Raw genomic sequence first — 18,235 nt, 5'->3', positions numbered from 1 at the left:
GATGAAAGGGGGCGTTGGCGGGCATTTCTTGGAGGGGTGGAGTGTAGCTTTGCACTCATAAGATGCGTTTTTTGGTGTAACTGCACCATTGTGGTGCTTTTGTGCTGGCGTGGGCCTCATCGCGGGGCAAGCCTGCTCCCACGCAGCAGGCCGACGAGGGGTGGCGCGGCCAACATAAATCGCACCTTCTGTACAAAAGTTGCTCAAACCTTGAGCGATTTCCGCTATAATTCGCGCCCCCTATTTTCGGCAGGCCCTGTGCGCGCTGTTAAACCAATGAAACTTATCGTCAAAGTCTTCCCAGAGATCACCATCAAGAGCCGGCCGGTGCGCAAGCGCTTCATCCGTCAGCTCAGCAAGAATATCCGCAACGTGCTCAAGGATCTCGATCCTGAGCTCGCGGTCGATGGTGTCTGGGACAATCTCGAAGTGGTCACCCGCATCGAGGACGAAAAGATCCAGCGCGAAATGATTGAGCGCCTGCGCTGTACCCCGGGCATCACTCACTTCCTGCAGGTGCAGGAGTACCCACTGGGCGACTTTGACGACATCGTCGAGAAGTGCAAGCAGCACTTCGGTCACCTGCTCGCCGGCAAGTACTTCGCCGTGCGCTGCAAGCGCGGCGGCCACCACGACTTCACCTCGATGGATGTCGACCGCTATGTCGGCAGCCAACTGCGCCAGCAATGCGGCGCTGCCGGCATCGAGCTGAAGAAGCCCGAAGTGCTGGTGCGCATCGAGATCCGCGATCAGCGCCTGTACGTGATCCACAATCAGCACAACGGCATCGGTGGTTATCCGCTGGGCGCCCTGGAGCAGACCCTGGTGCTGATGTCCGGTGGCTTCGACTCCACCGTGGCGGCCTACCAGATGATGCGTCGCGGCCTGATGACGCACTTCTGCTTCTTCAACCTCGGTGGCCGCGCCCACGAACTGGGCGTGATGGAAGTGGCCCACTTCCTGTGGAAGAAGTACGGCAGCAGCCAGCGCGTGCTGTTCATCAGCGTGCCGTTCGAGGAAGTGGTCGGCGAAATCCTCAACAAGGTCGACAACAGCTACATGGGTGTCACGCTAAAGCGCATGATGCTGCGCGCTGCCGCCCGCATGGCCGACCGCCTGCAGATTGATGCCCTGGTCACCGGCGAGGCGATTTCCCAAGTCTCCAGCCAGACGTTGCCGAACCTGTCGATTATCGATTCGGCCACCGACAAGCTGGTGCTGCGCCCGCTGTTGGCCAGCCATAAGCAGGACATCATCGACCAGGCCACCGAAATCGGCACCGCCGACTTCGCCAAGCACATGCCCGAGTACTGTGGCGTGATCTCGGTAAACCCGACCACCCATGCCAAGCGTCACCGCATGGAGCACGAAGAGAAGCAGTTCGAGATGGAAGTACTGGAGCGTGCCCTGGAGCGCGCCAAGTTCATTTCCATCGACCACGTGATCGATGAACTGGGCAAGGACATCGAAGTCGAGGAAGTGGCCGAGGCGCTGCCCGGTCAGATCGTCATCGACATTCGTCACCCTGATGCCCAGGAAGACGAACCCCTGGCGCTGGACGGTATCGAAGTCCAGGCCATGCCGTTCTACGCGATCAACAGCAAGTTCAAGCACCTGGACCCCACGCGCCAGTACCTGCTGTATTGCGACAAGGGTGTGATGAGCCGTCTGCACGCACACCACCTGCTCAGTGAGGGACATGCCAATGTGCGTGTTTATCGTCCGACATAAGACGCCAGGGCTGTATGGCGGCAGCATCCGCCATCGCCCTCCCGACCGCCGGGCCCGCTGAGCCTTAAACAGTACATATTGGCCGCCTACACTGGCGGCAACCGAATCCTCTGATCGAGATACAGTTGTGATCGAAAATCTGCGTAACATCGCCATCATCGCCCACGTTGACCATGGTAAAACCACCCTGGTCGACAAACTCCTGCGCCAGTCCGGCACCCTGGAGCGTAACGAGCTCAACGACGAGCGCGTCATGGACTCCAACGATCAGGAAAAAGAGCGCGGCATTACCATTCTGGCGAAGAACACCGCCATCAACTGGAACGGCTACCACATCAACATCGTCGACACCCCCGGCCACGCCGACTTCGGTGGCGAGGTCGAGCGTGTAATGTCGATGGTCGACTCCGTGCTGCTGCTGGTCGACGCCCAGGACGGCCCGATGCCGCAAACCCGCTTCGTGACCAAGAAGGCCTTCGAAGCCGGTCTGAAGCCGATCGTCGTGATCAACAAGGTCGACCGTCCGGGCGCGCGTCCTGACTGGGTTCTGGACCAGATCTTCGACCTGTTCGACAACCTCGGTGCTACCGACGAGCAGCTGGACTTCAAAGTTGTCTACGCCTCGGCCCTGAACGGCATCGCCGGCCTGGACCACACCGAAATGGGTGAGGACATGACCGCGCTGTACCAGTCGATCGTCGACAACGTACCCGCACCGTCGGTTGACCGTGACGGCCCGTTCCAGATGCAGATCTCCGCACTGGACTACAACAGCTTCCTCGGTGTTATCGGCGTTGGCCGTATCGCCCGTGGTCGCGTCAAGCCGAACACCCCGGTTGTTGCCATCGACACCGAAGGCAAGAAGCGCAACGGTCGTATCCTCAAGCTGATGGGCCACCACGGCCTGCACCGCGTCGACGTCGAAGAAGCCCAGGCTGGCGACATCGTCTGCATCAGCGGTTTCGACGAGCTGTTCATCTCCGACACCCTGTGCGCCCCGGATACCGTCGAGGCGATGAAGCCGCTGACCGTTGACGAGCCAACCGTTTCGATGACCTTCCAGGTCAACGACTCGCCGTTCTGCGGTAAAGAAGGCAAGTTCGTCACCAGCCGTAACATCAAGGACCGCCTGGACAAAGAGCTGCTGTACAACGTTGCCCTGCGCGTTCAGGAAACCGATTCCCCTGACAAGTTCAAGGTATCGGGCCGTGGCGAGCTGCACCTGTCGGTACTGATCGAAACCATGCGCCGTGAAGGCTTCGAGATGGCCGTGGGCCGTCCTGAAGTGATCATCCGCGAAGTCGACGGCGTCAAGCAGGAGCCGTTCGAGAACGTCACCATCGACATCCCTGAAGAATCCCAGGGCAAGGTCATGGAAGAGATGGGCCTGCGTAAAGGCGACCTGACCAACATGGTTCCGGATGGCAAGGGCCGTGTTCGCCTGGAATACAACATTCCAGCCCGTGGCCTGATCGGTTTCCGTAACCAGTTCCTGACCCTGACCAACGGTGCAGGCATCCTGACCTCGATCTTCGATCGTTACGACACCATGAAGTCGGGCCAGATGTCCGGCCGCCTGAACGGTGTCCTGGTTTCGGTCGAGACCGGCAAGGCCCTGACCTACTCGCTGGAAACCCTGCAGGCTCGCGGCAAGCTGTTCGTTGAACACGGCCAGGAGATCTACAACGGTCAGATCATCGGCCTGAACAGCCGTGACAACGACCTGGGCGTGAACCCGACCAAAGGCAAGAAGCTCGACAACATGCGTGCTTCGGGCAAGGACGAAGTCATCGCCCTGGTTCCGCCGGTTCGCCACACTCTGGAACAGGCCCTGGAATTCATCCAGGACGACGAGCTGTGCGAAGTGACGCCGAAGTCGATCCGTCTGCGCAAGAAGATCCTCGATGAAGGCGAGCGTACCCGCGCTGCCAAGAAAGCCAAGAACTGAGTCACTTAGTTCAGGCTGAATGAAAACGCCCCCGGTCGAAAGGCCGGGGGCGTTTTTGTTTGCCTTGAGGAATTGGGGCCGCTTTGCAGCCCCGGGATTTCACAAGCAAAGCAGGATCAGCGGGTAGCCACCTTGGGCTTGTACGCACAATATCCCGGCCGCGGCCCGATCTTGGGGTGATTGCGGCAGGTATCCGGGCGCTTGTCATAAATGGTGCACAGCCGGCTCTTGCGGTCCAGATAGAGGCAGTCGTCGTTGCTCATCCGGGTCAGGGTGAAGATCCCCGACTTCTGGTTGAAGCGTTCGATGATGCCGTCCTTCTGCAGGCGCTTGGCGATGTTCTTCGGCGGCTCGTCCTTCTCGAACTCGTCCACCACGCCGATACGGATCAGATCCTTGATCTTCACCTCCACCGGCAAGGTGCAGCAGGTCGAGTGGCAGCCACCGCACATGTGGCTGGCATAGCGCTGCCAGGTCTCCAGGCGGTCGACTTCGGCGGCGGCGATCAGGGTCGGTTTCATGGTTACGGTTTTATTCTTGCAAGGGAAATCACGGTTTTGGGGCGCGCGATGATACCGGAGTTGTTCAATTTGTGAACAACCTTTTGCCGGTTTCTCCAGCGGTGGATGAAAACCGCGAACCGTCGCTGTCGCTCCGTGTCAGAGCGTCTAGGCTGAACAATCTCCCTGCGCTTTCGCCCATTTGCCCGAGGATGCCCCATGTCCCAGGAAACCGAAGCCCGTGACGAAAAGCACCATAGTGCAGAGGTGGCGGCCTTTCGCGCCGCCGTGCTGGCCAAGCTGACCTACGCGGTCGGCAAGGATCCGGAACACGCCTTCGACCATGACTGGTTCGAGGCCATCGCCCTGGCCGCCCGCGACCACATGGTCGATCACTGGATGGACCATACCCGCCAGGCCTACAGGCGCAGCCAGAAGCGCGTCTACTACCTCTCCCTCGAGTTCCTCATCGGCCGCCTGCTGTACGACAGCCTGAGCAACCTCGGCTACCTGGAGATCGCCCGCGAGGCCCTCGAAGGTCTGAACGTGGACCTGGAGCGCATCCGCCTGCTCGAGCCCGACGCGGCGCTGGGCAACGGCGGCCTGGGTCGGTTGGCGGCGTGTTTCATGGAAAGCATGTCGACCCTGGGCATCGCCGCCCATGGCTACGGCATCCGCTACGAGCATGGTTTGTTCCGCCAGGCGGTGGTCGATGGCTGGCAGCAGGAGCAGACCGAAAACTGGCTGGATTTCGGCAACCCCTGGGAGTTCGAGCGCGCCGAGGTGATCTACCCGATCAGTTTCGGCGGCAGCGTTGAAACCGTGCACGAGGGCAACGGCCAGCAGCGCCAGGTCTGGTCACCGGGCGAAACGGTGCGGGCCGTGGCCTACGACACGCCGGTGGTCGGCTGGCGCGGTTCCAGCGTCAATACCCTGCGCCTGTGGCGGGCCCGGGCCCTGGAAGAGCTGCACCTGGAGCGCTTCAACGCTGGCGACCATCTGGGCGCGGTAGCCGAGGTGGCCCGCGCCGAGAGCATCTCGCGGGTGCTGTACCCGGCCGACAGCACCGAGGCCGGCCAGGAGCTGCGCCTGCGCCAGGAGTACTTCTTCGTCTCCGCCTCGTTGCAGGATCTGCTGCGCCGCCACCTGAACATGCACAAGGATCTGCTCAACCTGCCGGACGCCGCGGCGATCCAGCTCAACGACACCCATCCGTCGATCGCCGTGGCCGAACTGATGCGCCTGTTGGTGGACCAGCACGAAATCCCCTGGGACAAGGCCTGGGCGCTGACCGTCGGAACCTTGGCCTACACCAACCACACCCTGCTCCCCGAGGCCCTGGAAACCTGGCCGGTGGCGCTGATGGAGCGCATGCTGCCGCGGCACATGCAGATCATCTACCTGATCAACGCCTACCATATCGATGCCCTGCGGGCCAAAGGCCTGCATGACTTCGACGTGCTGCGCGCGGTGTCGCTGATCGAAGAGGACAATGGCCGGCGGGTGCGCATGGGCAACCTGGCGTTTCTCGGTTCGCACAGCGTCAACGGCGTGTCGGCGCTGCACAGCAAACTGATGAAGAGCACGGTGTTCGCCGAACTGCACAAGCTCTACCCGCAGCGGATCAACAACAAGACCAACGGCATTACCTTCCGTCGCTGGCTGTACCAGTCCAACCCGCAGCTCACGGCGATGCTGATCGAGGCGCTGGGCCCCGAGGTACTGGACGATCCGGAAGGCAAGCTAAAGGGGCTGGCGCCGTTTGCCGACAAGGCCACCTTCCGCAAGCAGTTCGCCGCCCAGCGCCTGCACAGCAAGCGCGCCCTGGCCAGCATCATCCAGGACCGGCTGGGGGTGACGGTCAATCCGGAGGCGCTGTTCGACGTCCAGGTCAAGCGTATCCATGAGTACAAGCGCCAGTTGCTCAACCTGCTGCACACGGTGGCGCTGTACCAGGCGATCCGCAATGACCCCAGCACCGACTGGGTGCCGCGGGTGAAGCTCTTTGCCGGCAAGGCGGCGGCCAGTTATCACCAGGCCAAGCTGATCATCAAGCTGGCCAACGACATCGCCCGGGTGGTCAACAACGACCCCACGGTGCGTGGCCTGCTCAAGGTGGTGTTCCTGCCCAACTACAACGTCAGCCTGGCCGAGAGCATCATCCCGGCGGCGGACCTGTCCGAGCAGATCTCCACCGCCGGCTACGAGGCGTCCGGTACCAGCAACATGAAGTTCGGACTCAATGGCGCGCTGACCATCGGCACCCTGGATGGCGCCAATGTCGAGATGTGCGAGCAGGTGGGCGCCGAGAACATGTTCATCTTCGGCCTGACCGCCCAGCAGGTGGAGGCACGCAAGCGCAGCGGCGATTTCGGCGCCGCCGCGGCGATCGCCGCCTCCCATCGCCTGGGTGATGTGCTGCAGGCGATCCGCAGCGGGGTGTTTTCGCCGGACGACCCGGCGCGCTATGCCGGATTGGTGGATGGATTGATCGCCTATGACCGCTTTCTGGTATGCGCCGACTTCGATGCCTACTGGGACGCCCAGCGACGGGTCGAGGAGCTGTGGCACGCCCCGCAGGACTGGTGGCGCATGGCGGTGCTCAATACCGCGCGGATGGGTTGGTTCTCGTCGGATCGGACCATCCGCGAGTATGCCACCGAGATCTGGAAGGCGTTGGATTGAGGTCCATCGCGGGGCAAGTCGGGCCGCCGCGATGGCTTAAACCGACCACCGGCTGGCAGCTTGCTGAACTCAACCCCACCCGACGAGTCTCTTTGCTCGCTAGCCCGCCACTCTCCCTGTAAACTGCGGGGGTTTTCTCCCCCTATTCCTTTCGGAGCCATACATGTCCCGCGTTACCCTGAGTCGCTATCTGATTGAGCAGACCCGCAGCAACAATACCCCTGCCGATCTGCGCTTCCTGATCGAGGTGGTGGCGCGTGCGTGCAAGGAGATCAGCCACCACGTGTCCAAGGGCGCCCTGGGCGGCGTGCTGGGCAGCATGGGCACCGAAAACGTCCAGGGCGAAGTACAGAAGAAGCTCGACGTGATCTCCAACGACATCCTGCTCGAGGCCAACGAGTGGGGCGGCCACCTGGCCGGCATGGCGTCCGAAGAGATGGACAACGCCTACCAGATCCCGGGCAAATACCCGAAAGGCGCCTACCTGCTGGTCTTCGACCCGCTGGACGGCTCGTCGAACATCGACGTCAACGTTTCGGTCGGCACCATCTTCTCGGTACTGCGTTGCCCTAACCAGTACCTGAGCCAGAACGAAAGCCTGAACGAGAATGCCTTCCTGCAGCCAGGCACCGAGCAGGTCGCCGCCGGTTACGCCATCTACGGCCCGCAGACCATGCTGATCCTGACCCTGGGCAACGGCGTCAAGGGCTTCACCCTGGACCGCGAACTGGGCAGCTTCGTCCTGACCCACGAGAACATCCGCGTCCCGGAAACCACCGCCGAGTTCGCCATCAACATGTCCAACCAGCGTCACTGGGAAGCCCCGGTGCAGCGCTACGTGGGCGAGCTGCTGGCCGGCGAGACCGGTCCGCTGAAGAAGAACTACAACATGCGCTGGATCGCCTCGATGGTGGCTGACGTGCACCGTATCCTGACCCGTGGCGGCCTGTTCATGTACCCGCGCGACGCCCGCGAGCCGAGCAAGCCGGGCAAGCTGCGCCTGATGTACGAGGCCAATCCGATGTCGTTCATCATCGAACAGGCCGGTGGCGCGTCCACCAACGGTTACGAGCGCATCCTCGACATCAAGCCGCAGAGCCTGCACCAGCGCGTGTCGGTGATCCTCGGCTCGAAGGAAGAGGTCGAGCGCGTCACCGCTTACCACAAGGAGTAAGTCATGCTCGCACCTTGGCAGCCGTTGCTGGAATGGTGGTTCGGTTGGGGCACGAGTGCCCAGGCCGTGGCTGACGAGAAGAACACGCTGTGGTTCGGCAAGCATCACGACGCCGATGCCCAGGCGCTGTTCGGCGAGCTGGTCGAGCAAGCCCTGGCGGGCGGGCTCGACGAGTGGCAGCAGAGCCCCCAGGGCTGGCTCGGTCTGCTGCTGCTGCTGGATCAGTTGCCGCGCATGATCTATCGCGACACGCCGCGTGCCTTCGAGGGTGACCGGCGTGCCCAGGTAGTGGCCATGCAGGGGTTGCAGAAGGGCTGGGACTATCAGCTGCTGCCGATCCAGCGGGTGTTCGTGCTGCTTGTGCTGGAGCATGCCGAGGTGCTGGACTGGCAGAACCTGTGCGTCGAGCGTTACCAGACCTTGCTGGACGAGCAGCCCGAGGCCAACCGCCGGTTGTTCGAAGGCTTCCTCGACTATGCCGAGCAGCATCAGCGGGTGATCGCCCGCTTCGGGCGCTTCCCGCACCGCAACCTGGTGCTGAACCGCCCGAGCACCAGCGAGGAGATGGACTTCTTGCTGGAGCCGGGTTCCCGCTTCTGAATAGCCGGGCCTGCTGCGCGGGCCTTTCGCGACACGAGGCCGCTCCTACAGGGAATCGCATCCCCCTGTAGGAGCGGCCTTGTGTCGCGATGGGCCGCAAAGCGGCCCCCAGGGCCTTCGAATCAGATCCTGAAACTGCCCACCAGATGCTTCAACCGCTCGACCTGATGTTCCAGGTCGGTGCAGGCACGCAAGGTGCTCTGCAGGTTCTGCACCCCTTCCTGGTTCAGCGTATTGATCTCGGTGATGTCGACATTGATCGACTCGACCACGGCCGTCTGCTCTTCGGTGGCGGTGGCCACCGACTGGTTCATGCCGTCGATCTCGCCGATGCGCTGGGTGACGCTGCCAAGGCGTTCGCCGGCCTGGTTGGCGATGCCCACGCTGCGGTCGCTGTGCTGCTGGCTCTGGTTCATGGTGCTCACGGCCACCTGGGCGCCGGCCTGCAGCTCTTCGATCAGGCGCTGCACCTGTTGCGCCGAGTCCTGGGTCCGGTGGGCCAGGTTACGCACCTCGTCCGCCACCACCGCGAAGCCGCGCCCGGCCTCGCCGGCGCGGGCGGCCTCGATAGCGGCGTTGAGCGCCAGCAGGTTGGTCTGCTGCGAGATGCCACTGATCACATCGAGGATCTGGCCGATGTTCGCCGTATGGTTGTTCAGCGTCTCGATATTGCCGCTGGCGTCGCTGATGCGCGCCGACAGTTGGTTCATCACGTTGATGGTCTCGCCGACCACCTGCTGGCCTTCCTCGGCCAGGCCACGGGCGGCGCTGGAGTGCTGCGAGGCGAGGGCGGCGTTCTGGGCGATTTCCTGGGCGGCGGCACCCAGCTGGTTGATCGCCGCGGCCACGCTGCTGGTGCGGCTCGACTGCTGGTCGGCGTTGTGGATCGAGGCGTTGGAGGCGTTGACCACCTGGCTGGCCACGGCATTCACCTGGCCGGTGGCCGAGGCCACTTCGCGGATCGACTCATGGATCCGCTCGACGAAGCGGTTGAACGACTGCGCCAGGCTGCCGAACTCGTCCTGGGCGTGGATGTTCAGGCGTCGGGTCAGGTCGCCCTCGCCCTCGGCGATATCGCGCATGGCACGGCCCATTACGTGCAGCGGCTCCATCAGCACGCGGATCAGCAGGCCGAGCAGGGCGATGATCACCACCACCGCGATCAGCGTCGCGACCAGCGCCGAGGTGCGCAGCTCGCCGAGCATGGCGAAGGCCGCGTCCTGGTCCAGCACCAGCGCCACGTACCAGTCCGCCGACGGCACGCCGTCGACATGGGTGAAACTGATGAACTGCCGGCGGCCTTCGACCTCGACCTCTTTCAGGCCGCTGCCGATGCGCAGGTCGTTGCCGGGGTAGACATCGGCCAGGGTCTTGAGCGCCAGCTCGCCCTTGGGATGGATGAGCACCTTGCCTTCGCCGTTGACGATGAAGGCATGGCCGCGACCGCCGAAGTCCAGGGTGTTGATCAGGTTGCTGATGGTCTGCAAGTCGGTGTCGACACCGCTCACACCAATCATGCGCCCGCCCTGTTGCACCGGGGTGGCCAGGGTAATCACCAGCTTGCCGGCCGAGACCGAGATGTACGGCTCGGTGACGATGGTCTGGCCCGCCGCGCTGGCCGCTTTGTACCAGCCGCGCACGCGCGGGTCGTAGTCGGCGGCGCGGTTGCCCACCGGCACCGACTGCATGCTGCCGTCCTGGCCGCCGAAGTAGGTGAGGATGAAGTTGGCGCTGTACACCGGCAGCGCCAGGATGCGCTCAAGGCTGCCCTTGGCCGGGCCGTCGACGGCGATCTGCTGGGCCACCGAGTTCACCAGCTGGATGCGGCTGTCGAGCCAGGTTCGGATGTTGCCCGCGGTCAGGTTGCCCAGTGACTGCAACGTCGATTCGGTGTCGCTGCGTAGCGACTGGCGCTGCCGGTAGTCGTTGAACAGAACGAAACAGGTAAAGGCGACGGCCACCACGAGGGCGGCGGCCAGCAGGATCTTGTGGCTGAACTTGAGGTTCTTGGTCATTTTTCTTGGAATCTGCGCACGGGCACGAAGGGGAGGGGTGCGGCAAAAGGCCACACCACCGCTCTATGTCGACGCGCAGGAATAAAACATTAATCGTTTGCGCGCCAGGCGACCAACGGCGCACAACGAAACCTGGCCTGCCAGGGAACCACGGAGCCTTTTTCCCTTCTAAGCTCCCTGCAGGCCCTCGTACCTGCGTATCCGCCTCCAGGAGTGTCCCTTCATGTCGTTGCGTTCCCTCGCCCTGTTGTCCTTGTGCGTCGTCCTGACCGCCTGCAGCAAGATCAACCAGGAAAACTATTCCAAGCTCAAGGCCGGCATGAACAAGGCTGAGGTCGAGCAACTGCTCGGTTCGCCCAAGGAGTGCTCCGGCGCGCTGGGCATGAGCAGTTGCACCTGGGGTGACGAGAAGAGCTTCATCAGCGTGCAGTACGCGGCGGACAAGGTCCTGATGTATTCCGGGCAGGGCCTCAAATGAGGCGTCTGCACCTGCTGCTGGGCGTGTGCCTGGTGATGCTGCTCGGTGGCTGCGCCACCTCGGCCACCGACCCGCTGGCGCCGAAGACCGCAGGTGCGGTCGACCTCAAGCGTTACCAGGGCAAATGGTTCGAACTGGCGCGTCTGCCGATGAAGTACCAGGATGGCTGCGCCCAATCCGAAGCCCACTACAACCTCAAGCCCGACGGCACGGTCGGCGTGCTCAACCGCTGCCGCACCCTGGGCGATGAGTGGCTGCGCGCCGAAGGCCATGCCACGCCGCAGGAGGCCGGGCACACCGACAAGCTGTGGGTGGAGTTCGACAATTGGTTCACCCGGCTGGTGCCCGGCGTGGCCAAGGGTGATTACTGGATTCTGTTCGTAGACGAACGCTACCGCACGGCGATTGTCGGCAGCCCGGATCGCAAGTACCTGTGGATTCTTTCACGTACGCCTTCGCTGCCGGCCTGGGAGCGCGAGAACCTGTTGGCCAAGGCGAGGCAGCAGGGGTATGACACCAATCGGTTGATCTGGCGCACGCCTGACAAGCAGATTGTCGTCCGGCATTGAGCAGCAGACTGACGCGGTCCCTGCAGGAGCGGCCTTGTGTCGCGATAGGGGTGCGAAGCGCCCCCAGGATTTCAGTGTCAATGCACATATCGCCGGGTCCGCTATGCGGCCCTTTCCGACCGGTCCGACGCCTCGGCAAGGCCGCTCAGAGCCGGCGTTCAGGCTAGCAGCTGGCGCAGGACTGCCGCAAACGCCACCGCGCTTTCCTCTTCCTGCCCATGACGCCCCTGGCGCACCACCCACTGCCCGTTGACCATCACATCGCGCACCTGGCGGTCGCCGCCGGCGAACAGCCAGCGGTTCAGGATCGCATCGCCTTCGGCCACGGCCAGGTATGGATCCTGCCCATCGAGCACCAGCCAGTCCGCGCGCTTGCCCACGGCAAGTTCGCCGATCGGCTGCCCCAGCGCCTGGGCGCCACCCGCCAGCGCGGCGTCGTAGAGGGTGCGGCCAACCATCGGCTGGTTGCTGCGATACAGCCGGTTGCGCCGCTGGTCGCGCAGGCGCTGGCCATACTCCAACCAGCGCAACTCCTCGACCACGCTGAGCGACACATGGCTGTCCGAGCCGATGCCCATGCGTCCGCCCTGGGCCAGGTAGTCCACCGCCGGGAAGATTCCATCGCCCAGGTTCGCCTCGGTGGTCAAGCAGAGCCCGGCCACCGCGCCGCTGCGGGCCATGGCGGCGACTTCGTCGGCTTCGGCGTGGGTGGCGTGGACCAGGCACCAGCGCTGATCCACCTCGACATGCTCGTATAGCCACTGCAGCGGACGGCGGCCACTCCAGGCCAGGCAGTCATCGACTTCCTTCTGCTGCTCGGCAATGTGGATATGAATAGGGCAGGCCGCATTGCTGGCGCCCAGCACATCGGCGATCTGGCCCGGCGTCACCGCGCGCAGGGAATGGAAGCACAGCCCCAGCGCTTGCGCCGGTTGTTGCGCCAGCAAGGGTGCAAGCTGCTGCTGCAGGCGCAGGTACTGCTCGGTGGAATTGATGAAACGTCGCTGACCGTCGTTGGGCGCCTGGCCACCGAAGCCGGAATGGCTGTACAGCACTGGTAGCAAGGTCAGGCCGATACCGCTGGCGCTGGCGGCGGCGCTGATGCGGCGCGACAGCTCGGCAGGGTCGGCATAGGCCTGGCCATTCTGGTCATGGTGCACGTAATGGAACTCGGCCACCGAGGTGTAGCCGGCCTTGAGCATCTCGATGTACAGCTGGCGGGCGATCACCTGCAACTGCTCCGGGGTGATCCGGCCGACCAGGCGGTACATCAGCTCGCGCCAGGTCCAGAAGCTGTCGTTGGGATTGCCGGCCACTTCCGCCAGCCCTGCCATGGCCCGCTGGAACGCGTGCGAGTGCAGGTTGGGCATGCCCGGCAGCAACGGCCCGGCCAGGCGCTCGGCGCCATCGGCGCTGGCATCGGCCTCGATCGAGGCCAGTCGGCCGTCGGCGGCGACCTCCAGGCGGACATTGCGGGCCCAGCCCGAGGGCAGCAGGGCGCGTTCGGCGAAGTAGGCGGACATCGGTGAAATCCTGTTATTGTTAGCTTGTATATACATATACAGCCGTTTGCCTGCCGGGTAAACTCCGGCAAGCTACCGTTCACTCCAACCGCACAAGGATTCAACGCCGTGCCGACACCTCCTGTCTCCGCGCTGGTTGCCCAGATGGGCGAAGGGCCGGCGCCGCTCTACGCCCGGGTGAAACAGATGATCATCCAGCAGATCGAGAGCGGCAGCTGGCCGCCTCATCACCGGGTGCCTTCCGAGAGCGAACTGGTCAGCGAGCTGGGCTTCAGCCGCATGACCATCAACCGCGCCCTGCGCGAACTGACCGCCGAAGGCCTGCTGGTGCGCATGCAGGGCGTCGGCACTTTCGTCGCCGAGCCCAAGAGCCGCTCGGCACTGTTCGAGGTCAACAACATCGCCGACGAGATCGCCGGCCGTGGCCACCAGCATAGCTGCCAGGTGATTACCCTGGCCGAGGAGGCCGCCGGTTCCGAGCGCGCCCTGGCCCTGGACATGCGCGAAGGCCAGCGGGTGTTCCATTCGCTGATCGTGCATTACGAGAACGGCGTGCCGGTGCAGATCGAGGACCGCTACGTCAACGCGGCCATCGCTCCGGATTACCTCAAGCAGGATTTCACCCTGCAGACGCCTTACGCCTATCTTTCGCAGGTCGCGCCGCTTACCGAAGGCGAGCACGTGGTCGAGGCCATCCTTGCCGAGCCTGAAGAATGCACGCTGTTGCAGATCGAGCGGGGCGAACCTTGCCTGCTGATCCGCCGCCGCACCTGGTCTGGGCGCCAGTCGGTGACCGCCGCGCGCCTGATCCACCCCGGTTCCCGCCATCGCCTTGAAGGACGATTCAGCAAATGACTCAGTTGCAGTTGTTGCGCGCCCGGGATTATCCGCGCATGCCCTGGAAGAACGGTGGTGGCTTCACCGAAGAGATCACCCGCGATGCCGGCGACAGCCTGGACGGTTTTGGCTGGCGCTTGTCGATTGCCGATATCGAGGAGTCCGGTGGCTTTTCCAGCTTTGCCGGGTACCAGCGGATCATCACCGTGTTGCAAGGCGACGGCATGCGGTTGCTGGTCGATGGCCAGGCCAGCCGGCCGCTGCTGCCGTTCGATGCGTTTGCCTTCAGTGGCGAGAGCCAGGTCAGTTGCAAGCTGCTGGGCGGGGCGATTCGAGATTTCAATCTGATCTACGCGCCGCAGCGGTATCGGGCTCGGTTGCAGTGGTTCGATGGCGGCAACCGCGTGTTCAGTTCGGCGTCGACGCTGTTGCTGTTTGCCGCCGGCACTCATGTCGAGGTGAGGTTGGCTGGGGAAGAGACGCAGCAGCTTGGGCGGTATGACTGCCTGCGGATCGATGGCAACGAGGGGTTGCTGGAAATGGATATGCAGGGGCGATTCTGCCTGATCGAACTCACTTCGCGTTGAAATAACTGGGGCCGCAAAGCGGCCCCAGTTATTTCAGCCGCTCAGCGGATAGGTCTGATTTTTTTGGTTGTCCATGCTTGTACATACAAGTAAAGGTGTGTTTGTATATTGAGCACGACATACCCGCCCGCGGACGACCGCAGAGGACCTCTCCCGTGACTGACAACAACAAATACCGTGACGTAGAAATCCGTGCCCCGCGTGGCAACAAGCTGACCGCCAAGAGCTGGCTGACCGAAGCCCCGCTGCGCATGCTGATGAACAACCTTGATCCGCAGGTCGCCGAAAACCCGAAAGAGCTGGTGGTGTACGGTGGCATCGGTCGCGCCGCGCGCAACTGGGAGTGCTACGACAAGATCGTCGAGACCCTGACCCGCCTGGAAGACGACGAAACCCTGCTGGTGCAGTCGGGCAAGCCGGTCGGCGTGTTCAAGACCCACAGCAACGCCCCACGCGTGCTGATCGCCAACTCCAACCTGGTGCCGCACTGGGCCAACTGGGAACACTTCAACGAGCTGGATGCCAAGGGCCTGGCCATGTACGGCCAGATGACCGCCGGCAGCTGGATCTACATCGGCAGCCAGGGCATCGTCCAGGGTACCTACGAAACCTTCGTCGAAGCCGGCCGCCAGCACTACAACGGCAGCCTGAAAGGCAAGTGGGTACTGACCGCCGGCCTCGGTGGCATGGGCGGTGCCCAGCCACTGGCCGCCACCCTGGCCGGTGCCTGCTCGCTGAACATCGAGTGCCAGCAGAGCCGCATCGATTTCCGCCTGGAAACCCGCTACGTCGATGAGCAAGCCAAGGACCTCGATGACGCCCTGGCGCGCATCGCCAAGTACACCGCCGAAGGCAAGGCCATCTCCATCGCCCTGCACGGCAACGCCGCCGAAATCCTGCCGGAGCTGGTCAAGCGTGGCGTGCGCCCGGACATGGTCACCGACCAGACCAGCGCCCATGACCCGCTCAACGGCTACCTGCCGGCCGGCTGGACCTGGGAGCAATACCGCGACCGCGCGCAGACCGACCCGGCTGCGGTGGTCAAGGCCGCCAAGCAATCGATGGCCGTCCACGTCAAGGCCATGCTCGACTTCCAGAAGCAAGGCATCCCGACCTTCGACTACGGCAACAATATTCGTCAGATGGCCAAGGAAGAGGGCGTGGCCAACGCCTTCGATTTCCCGGGCTTCGTTCCGGCCTACATCCGCCCACTGTTCTGCCGCGGCGTCGGCCCGTTCCGCTGGGCCGCGCTGTCCGGCGACGCCGAGGACATCTACAAGACCGACGCCAAGGTCAAGGAACTGATCCCGGACGACGCCCACCTGCACCGCTGGCTGGACATGGCCCGCGAGCGCATCAGCTTCCAGGGCCTGCCGGCACGTATCTGCTGGGTCGGCCTGGGCCTGCGCGCCAAGCTTGGCCTGGCGTTCAACGAAATGGTGCGCAGCGGCGAGCTGTCGGCGCCAGTCGTCATCGGCCGTGACCACCTGGACTCGGGCTCGGTGTCCAGCCCCAACCGCGAGACCGAAGCCATGCGCGACGGCTCCGACGCGGTCTCCGACTGGCCGCTGCTCAACGCCCTGCTCAACACCGCGGGCGGCGCCACTTGGGTTTCGCTGCACCACGGCGGTGGCGTGGGCATGGGCTTCTCCCAGCACTCGGGCATGGTCATCGTCTGCGACGGTACCGATGAAGCCGCCGAGCGTGTCGCCCGCGTGCTGACCAACGACCCGGGGACCGGCGTCATGCGCCACGCCGATGCCGGCTACCAGATCGCCATCGACTGCGCCAAGGAGCAGGGCCTGGACCTGCCGATGATCACCGGCTGATCGCCGCGCTTTGGATCGCACCCTGTACGGGTGATATTGAACAACAAGAAGGGGCCCTGCGTGGCCCCAAGCGATTGGAGTAGCGAAGTGACCGAATTGACCCTCAAGCCCGGCACCCTGACCCTGGCCCAACTGCGCGCCATCCACGCCGCCCCCGTGCGCCTGCAGCTGGACGCCAGCGCCGCACCGGCCATCGACGCCAGTGTCGCCTGCGTCGAGCAGATCATCGCCGAAGACCGCACCGCCTACGGCATCAACACCGGTTTTGGCCTGCTGGCCTCGACCCGCATCGCCAGCCACGACCTGGAGAACTTGCAGCGCTCGCTGGTGCTGTCCCACGCCGCCGGGATCGGCGCGCCGCTGGACGACGACCTGGTGCGGCTGATCATGGTGCTGAAGATCAACAGCCTCAGCCGTGGCTTCTCCGGCATTCGCCGTAAAGTCATCGACGCGCTGATCGCCCTGGTCAACGCAGAAGTCTATCCACACATTCCGCTCAAGGGCTCGGTCGGCGCTTCCGGCGACTTGGCCCCGCTGGCGCACATGTCGCTGGTGCTGCTGGGCGAGGGCAAGGCGCGCTACAAAGGGCAGTGGCTGTCTGCCACCGAAGCCCTGGCCGTTGCCGGCCTCGAGCCGCTTACCCTGGCCGCGAAGGAAGGCCTGGCCTTGCTCAATGGTACCCAGGCGTCCACCGCCTACGCCCTGCGCGGCCTGTTCCAGGCCGAAGACCTTTATGCTGCGGCCATCGCCTGTGGCGGCCTGACCGTGGAAGCGGCACTGGGCTCGCGTTCGCCGTTCGATGCGCGCATCCATGCCGTGCGTGGCCAACGTGGCCAGATCGACACCGCCGCCTGCTTCCGCGATCTGCTGGGCGACTCCAGTGAAGTGTCGCTGTCGCACAAGAACTGCGACAAGGTCCAGGACCCGTACTCCCTGCGCTGCCAACCACAGGTCATGGGCGCCTGCCTGACCCAGATCCGCCAGGCCGCCGAAGTCTTGGGCATCGAAGCCAACGCCGTATCGGACAACCCGCTGGTGTTCGCCGCCGAAGGTGACGTGATCTCCGGTGGCAACTTCCACGCCGAGCCCGTGGCCATGGCCGCCGACAATATTGCCCTGGCCATTGCCGAGATCGGTTCGCTGAGCGAGCGGCGCATCTCGCTGATGATGGACAAGCACATGTCCCAGCTGCCGCCGTTCCTGGTGGAAAACGGCGGGGTCAACTCCGGCTTCATGATCGCCCAGGTCACCGCCGCCGCGCTGGCCAGCGAGAACAAGGCGCTGTCGCACCCGCACAGCGTCGACAGCCTGCCGACTTCGGCCAACCAGGAAGACCACGTGTCGATGGCCCCGGCCGCCGGCAAGCGTCTGTGGGAAATGGCCGAGAACACCCGTGGCGTGCTGGCCATCGAATGGCTGGGCGCCTGCCAGGGCTTGGACCTGCGCAAGGGGCTAAAGACCTCGGTCAAGCTCGAACAGGCGCGCCAGGCGCTGCGCAAGGACGTGCCGCACTATGACCGTGACCGTTTCTTCGCGCCGGATATCGAAGTGGCGTCCGAGCTGCTGGCCAAAGGTACCTTGACCGGCCTGCTGCCGGCTGGGGTCCTGCCTAGCCTGTAATGCCGCTGGGGCCGCTGTGCGGCCCTTTCGCCGGCAAGCCGGCTCCCACGCAGGTGTGCCGCATGCGCCCTGTGGGAGCCGGCTTGCCGGCGATGGGCTGCGCAGCAGCCCCCTCATTCTCACGACCAGAACAACAATA

The 18,235-nt window shown here is 63.9% G+C and carries 14 protein-coding genes and 1 pseudogene; 11 read left to right on the top strand and 4 right to left on the bottom strand.

Going from position 1 to position 18,235, the window contains the following annotated elements:
• Window positions 1-276 precede the first annotated feature (276 nt).
• Together thiI and typA are read left to right on the top strand one after the other, a co-directional pair.
• On the top strand, window positions 277-1,731 hold the full coding sequence (thiI, locus tag AC25MA_RS04245; protein ID WP_028688404.1) for a tRNA uracil 4-sulfurtransferase ThiI: 1,455 nt from the start codon (window positions 277-279) through the stop codon (window positions 1,729-1,731).
• A gap of 127 nt (window positions 1,732-1,858) precedes the next feature.
• Window positions 1,859-3,679 carry a translational GTPase TypA gene (gene typA, locus AC25MA_RS04240; RefSeq protein ID WP_028688403.1) on the top strand — a complete coding sequence of 607 codons (1,821 nt, stop codon included), beginning with the start codon at window positions 1,859-1,861 and terminating at the stop codon, window positions 3,677-3,679.
• Between the two features lie 116 nt (window positions 3,680-3,795).
• Here the strand turns inward: typA and AC25MA_RS04235 are convergent, their stop codons facing one another.
• The gene (locus tag AC25MA_RS04235) at window positions 3,796-4,200 is read right to left on the bottom strand and encodes a YkgJ family cysteine cluster protein (protein WP_028688402.1); all 405 of its coding nucleotides are present in this window, start codon (window positions 4,198-4,200) and stop codon (window positions 3,796-3,798) included.
• 198 nt (window positions 4,201-4,398) lie between these two features.
• On the opposite strand from AC25MA_RS04235, the gene AC25MA_RS04230 reads away from it, so the two are divergent.
• The 3 genes from AC25MA_RS04230 to AC25MA_RS04220 all read left to right on the top strand — a co-directional run bounded on the left by AC25MA_RS04230 (window position 4,399) and on the right by AC25MA_RS04220 (window position 8,638).
• A complete protein-coding gene (locus AC25MA_RS04230; RefSeq protein ID WP_197865920.1) occupies window positions 4,399-6,864 on the top strand; it encodes a glycogen/starch/alpha-glucan phosphorylase in 2,466 nt (821 codons plus the stop codon).
• 163 nt (window positions 6,865-7,027) lie between these two features.
• Window positions 7,028-8,038 carry a class 1 fructose-bisphosphatase gene (locus tag AC25MA_RS04225; protein WP_028688400.1) on the top strand — a complete coding sequence of 337 codons (1,011 nt, stop codon included), beginning with the start codon at window positions 7,028-7,030 and terminating at the stop codon, window positions 8,036-8,038.
• Between the two features lie 3 nt (window positions 8,039-8,041).
• A complete protein-coding gene (locus AC25MA_RS04220) occupies window positions 8,042-8,638 on the top strand; it encodes a DUF924 family protein (RefSeq protein WP_213883206.1) in 597 nt (198 codons plus the stop codon).
• A gap of 122 nt (window positions 8,639-8,760) precedes the next feature.
• Here AC25MA_RS04220 and AC25MA_RS04215 read toward each other — a convergent pair whose 3' ends face one another.
• Both AC25MA_RS04215 and AC25MA_RS04210 read right to left on the bottom strand, forming a co-directional pair.
• A complete protein-coding gene (locus AC25MA_RS04215; protein WP_373876210.1) occupies window positions 8,761-9,486 on the bottom strand; it encodes a methyl-accepting chemotaxis protein in 726 nt (241 codons plus the stop codon).
• A gap of 129 nt (window positions 9,487-9,615) precedes the next feature.
• Window positions 9,616-10,653: pseudogene (locus tag AC25MA_RS04210) on the bottom strand (cache domain-containing protein); the annotation flags it as partial.
• 223 nt (window positions 10,654-10,876) lie between these two features.
• Between AC25MA_RS04210 and bamE the strand changes: the two are divergent.
• Both bamE and AC25MA_RS04200 read left to right on the top strand, forming a co-directional pair.
• Complete coding sequence (gene bamE, locus AC25MA_RS04205) at window positions 10,877-11,131, top strand: outer membrane protein assembly factor BamE domain-containing protein (RefSeq protein ID WP_028688397.1); 255 nt, start codon at window positions 10,877-10,879, stop codon at window positions 11,129-11,131.
• A complete protein-coding gene (locus AC25MA_RS04200; RefSeq protein WP_062362621.1) occupies window positions 11,128-11,700 on the top strand; it encodes a lipocalin family protein in 573 nt (190 codons plus the stop codon). Before bamE ends, AC25MA_RS04200 begins: the two co-directional genes overlap by 4 nt.
• A gap of 158 nt (window positions 11,701-11,858) precedes the next feature.
• Here AC25MA_RS04200 and AC25MA_RS04195 read toward each other — a convergent pair whose 3' ends face one another.
• A complete protein-coding gene (locus AC25MA_RS04195) occupies window positions 11,859-13,223 on the bottom strand; it encodes a formimidoylglutamate deiminase (protein ID WP_069015860.1) in 1,365 nt (454 codons plus the stop codon).
• A 144-nt stretch (window positions 13,224-13,367) separates the two neighbouring features.
• Between AC25MA_RS04195 and hutC the strand changes: the two genes are divergently transcribed.
• From hutC to hutH, 4 genes are all read left to right on the top strand, one after another.
• Window positions 13,368-14,078 (top strand): histidine utilization transcriptional repressor HutC, encoded by a 711-nt coding sequence (gene hutC / locus AC25MA_RS04190; RefSeq protein WP_486971837.1) that lies wholly within the window; start codon window positions 13,368-13,370, stop codon window positions 14,076-14,078.
• On the top strand, window positions 14,075-14,647 hold the full coding sequence (locus AC25MA_RS04185; protein ID WP_028688393.1) for a HutD/Ves family protein: 573 nt from the start codon (window positions 14,075-14,077) through the stop codon (window positions 14,645-14,647). Before hutC ends, AC25MA_RS04185 begins: the two co-directional genes overlap by 4 nt.
• 155 nt (window positions 14,648-14,802) lie before the next feature.
• Window positions 14,803-16,476, top strand: a complete 1,674-nt coding sequence (hutU, locus tag AC25MA_RS04180; protein ID WP_486971804.1) for a urocanate hydratase — start codon at window positions 14,803-14,805, stop codon at window positions 16,474-16,476.
• 87 nt (window positions 16,477-16,563) lie between these two features.
• Window positions 16,564-18,096: a histidine ammonia-lyase gene (hutH, locus tag AC25MA_RS04175; protein WP_062362629.1), complete on the top strand. Its 1,533-nt coding sequence runs from the start codon at window positions 16,564-16,566 to the stop codon at window positions 18,094-18,096.
• Window positions 18,097-18,235 lie beyond the last annotated feature (139 nt).

Source organism: Pseudomonas sp. P65(2024) (assembly GCF_057480955.1).
The sequence above is the reverse complement of the archived record's forward strand: the minus strand, read 5'-3'. Positions and strand labels throughout refer to the sequence as shown.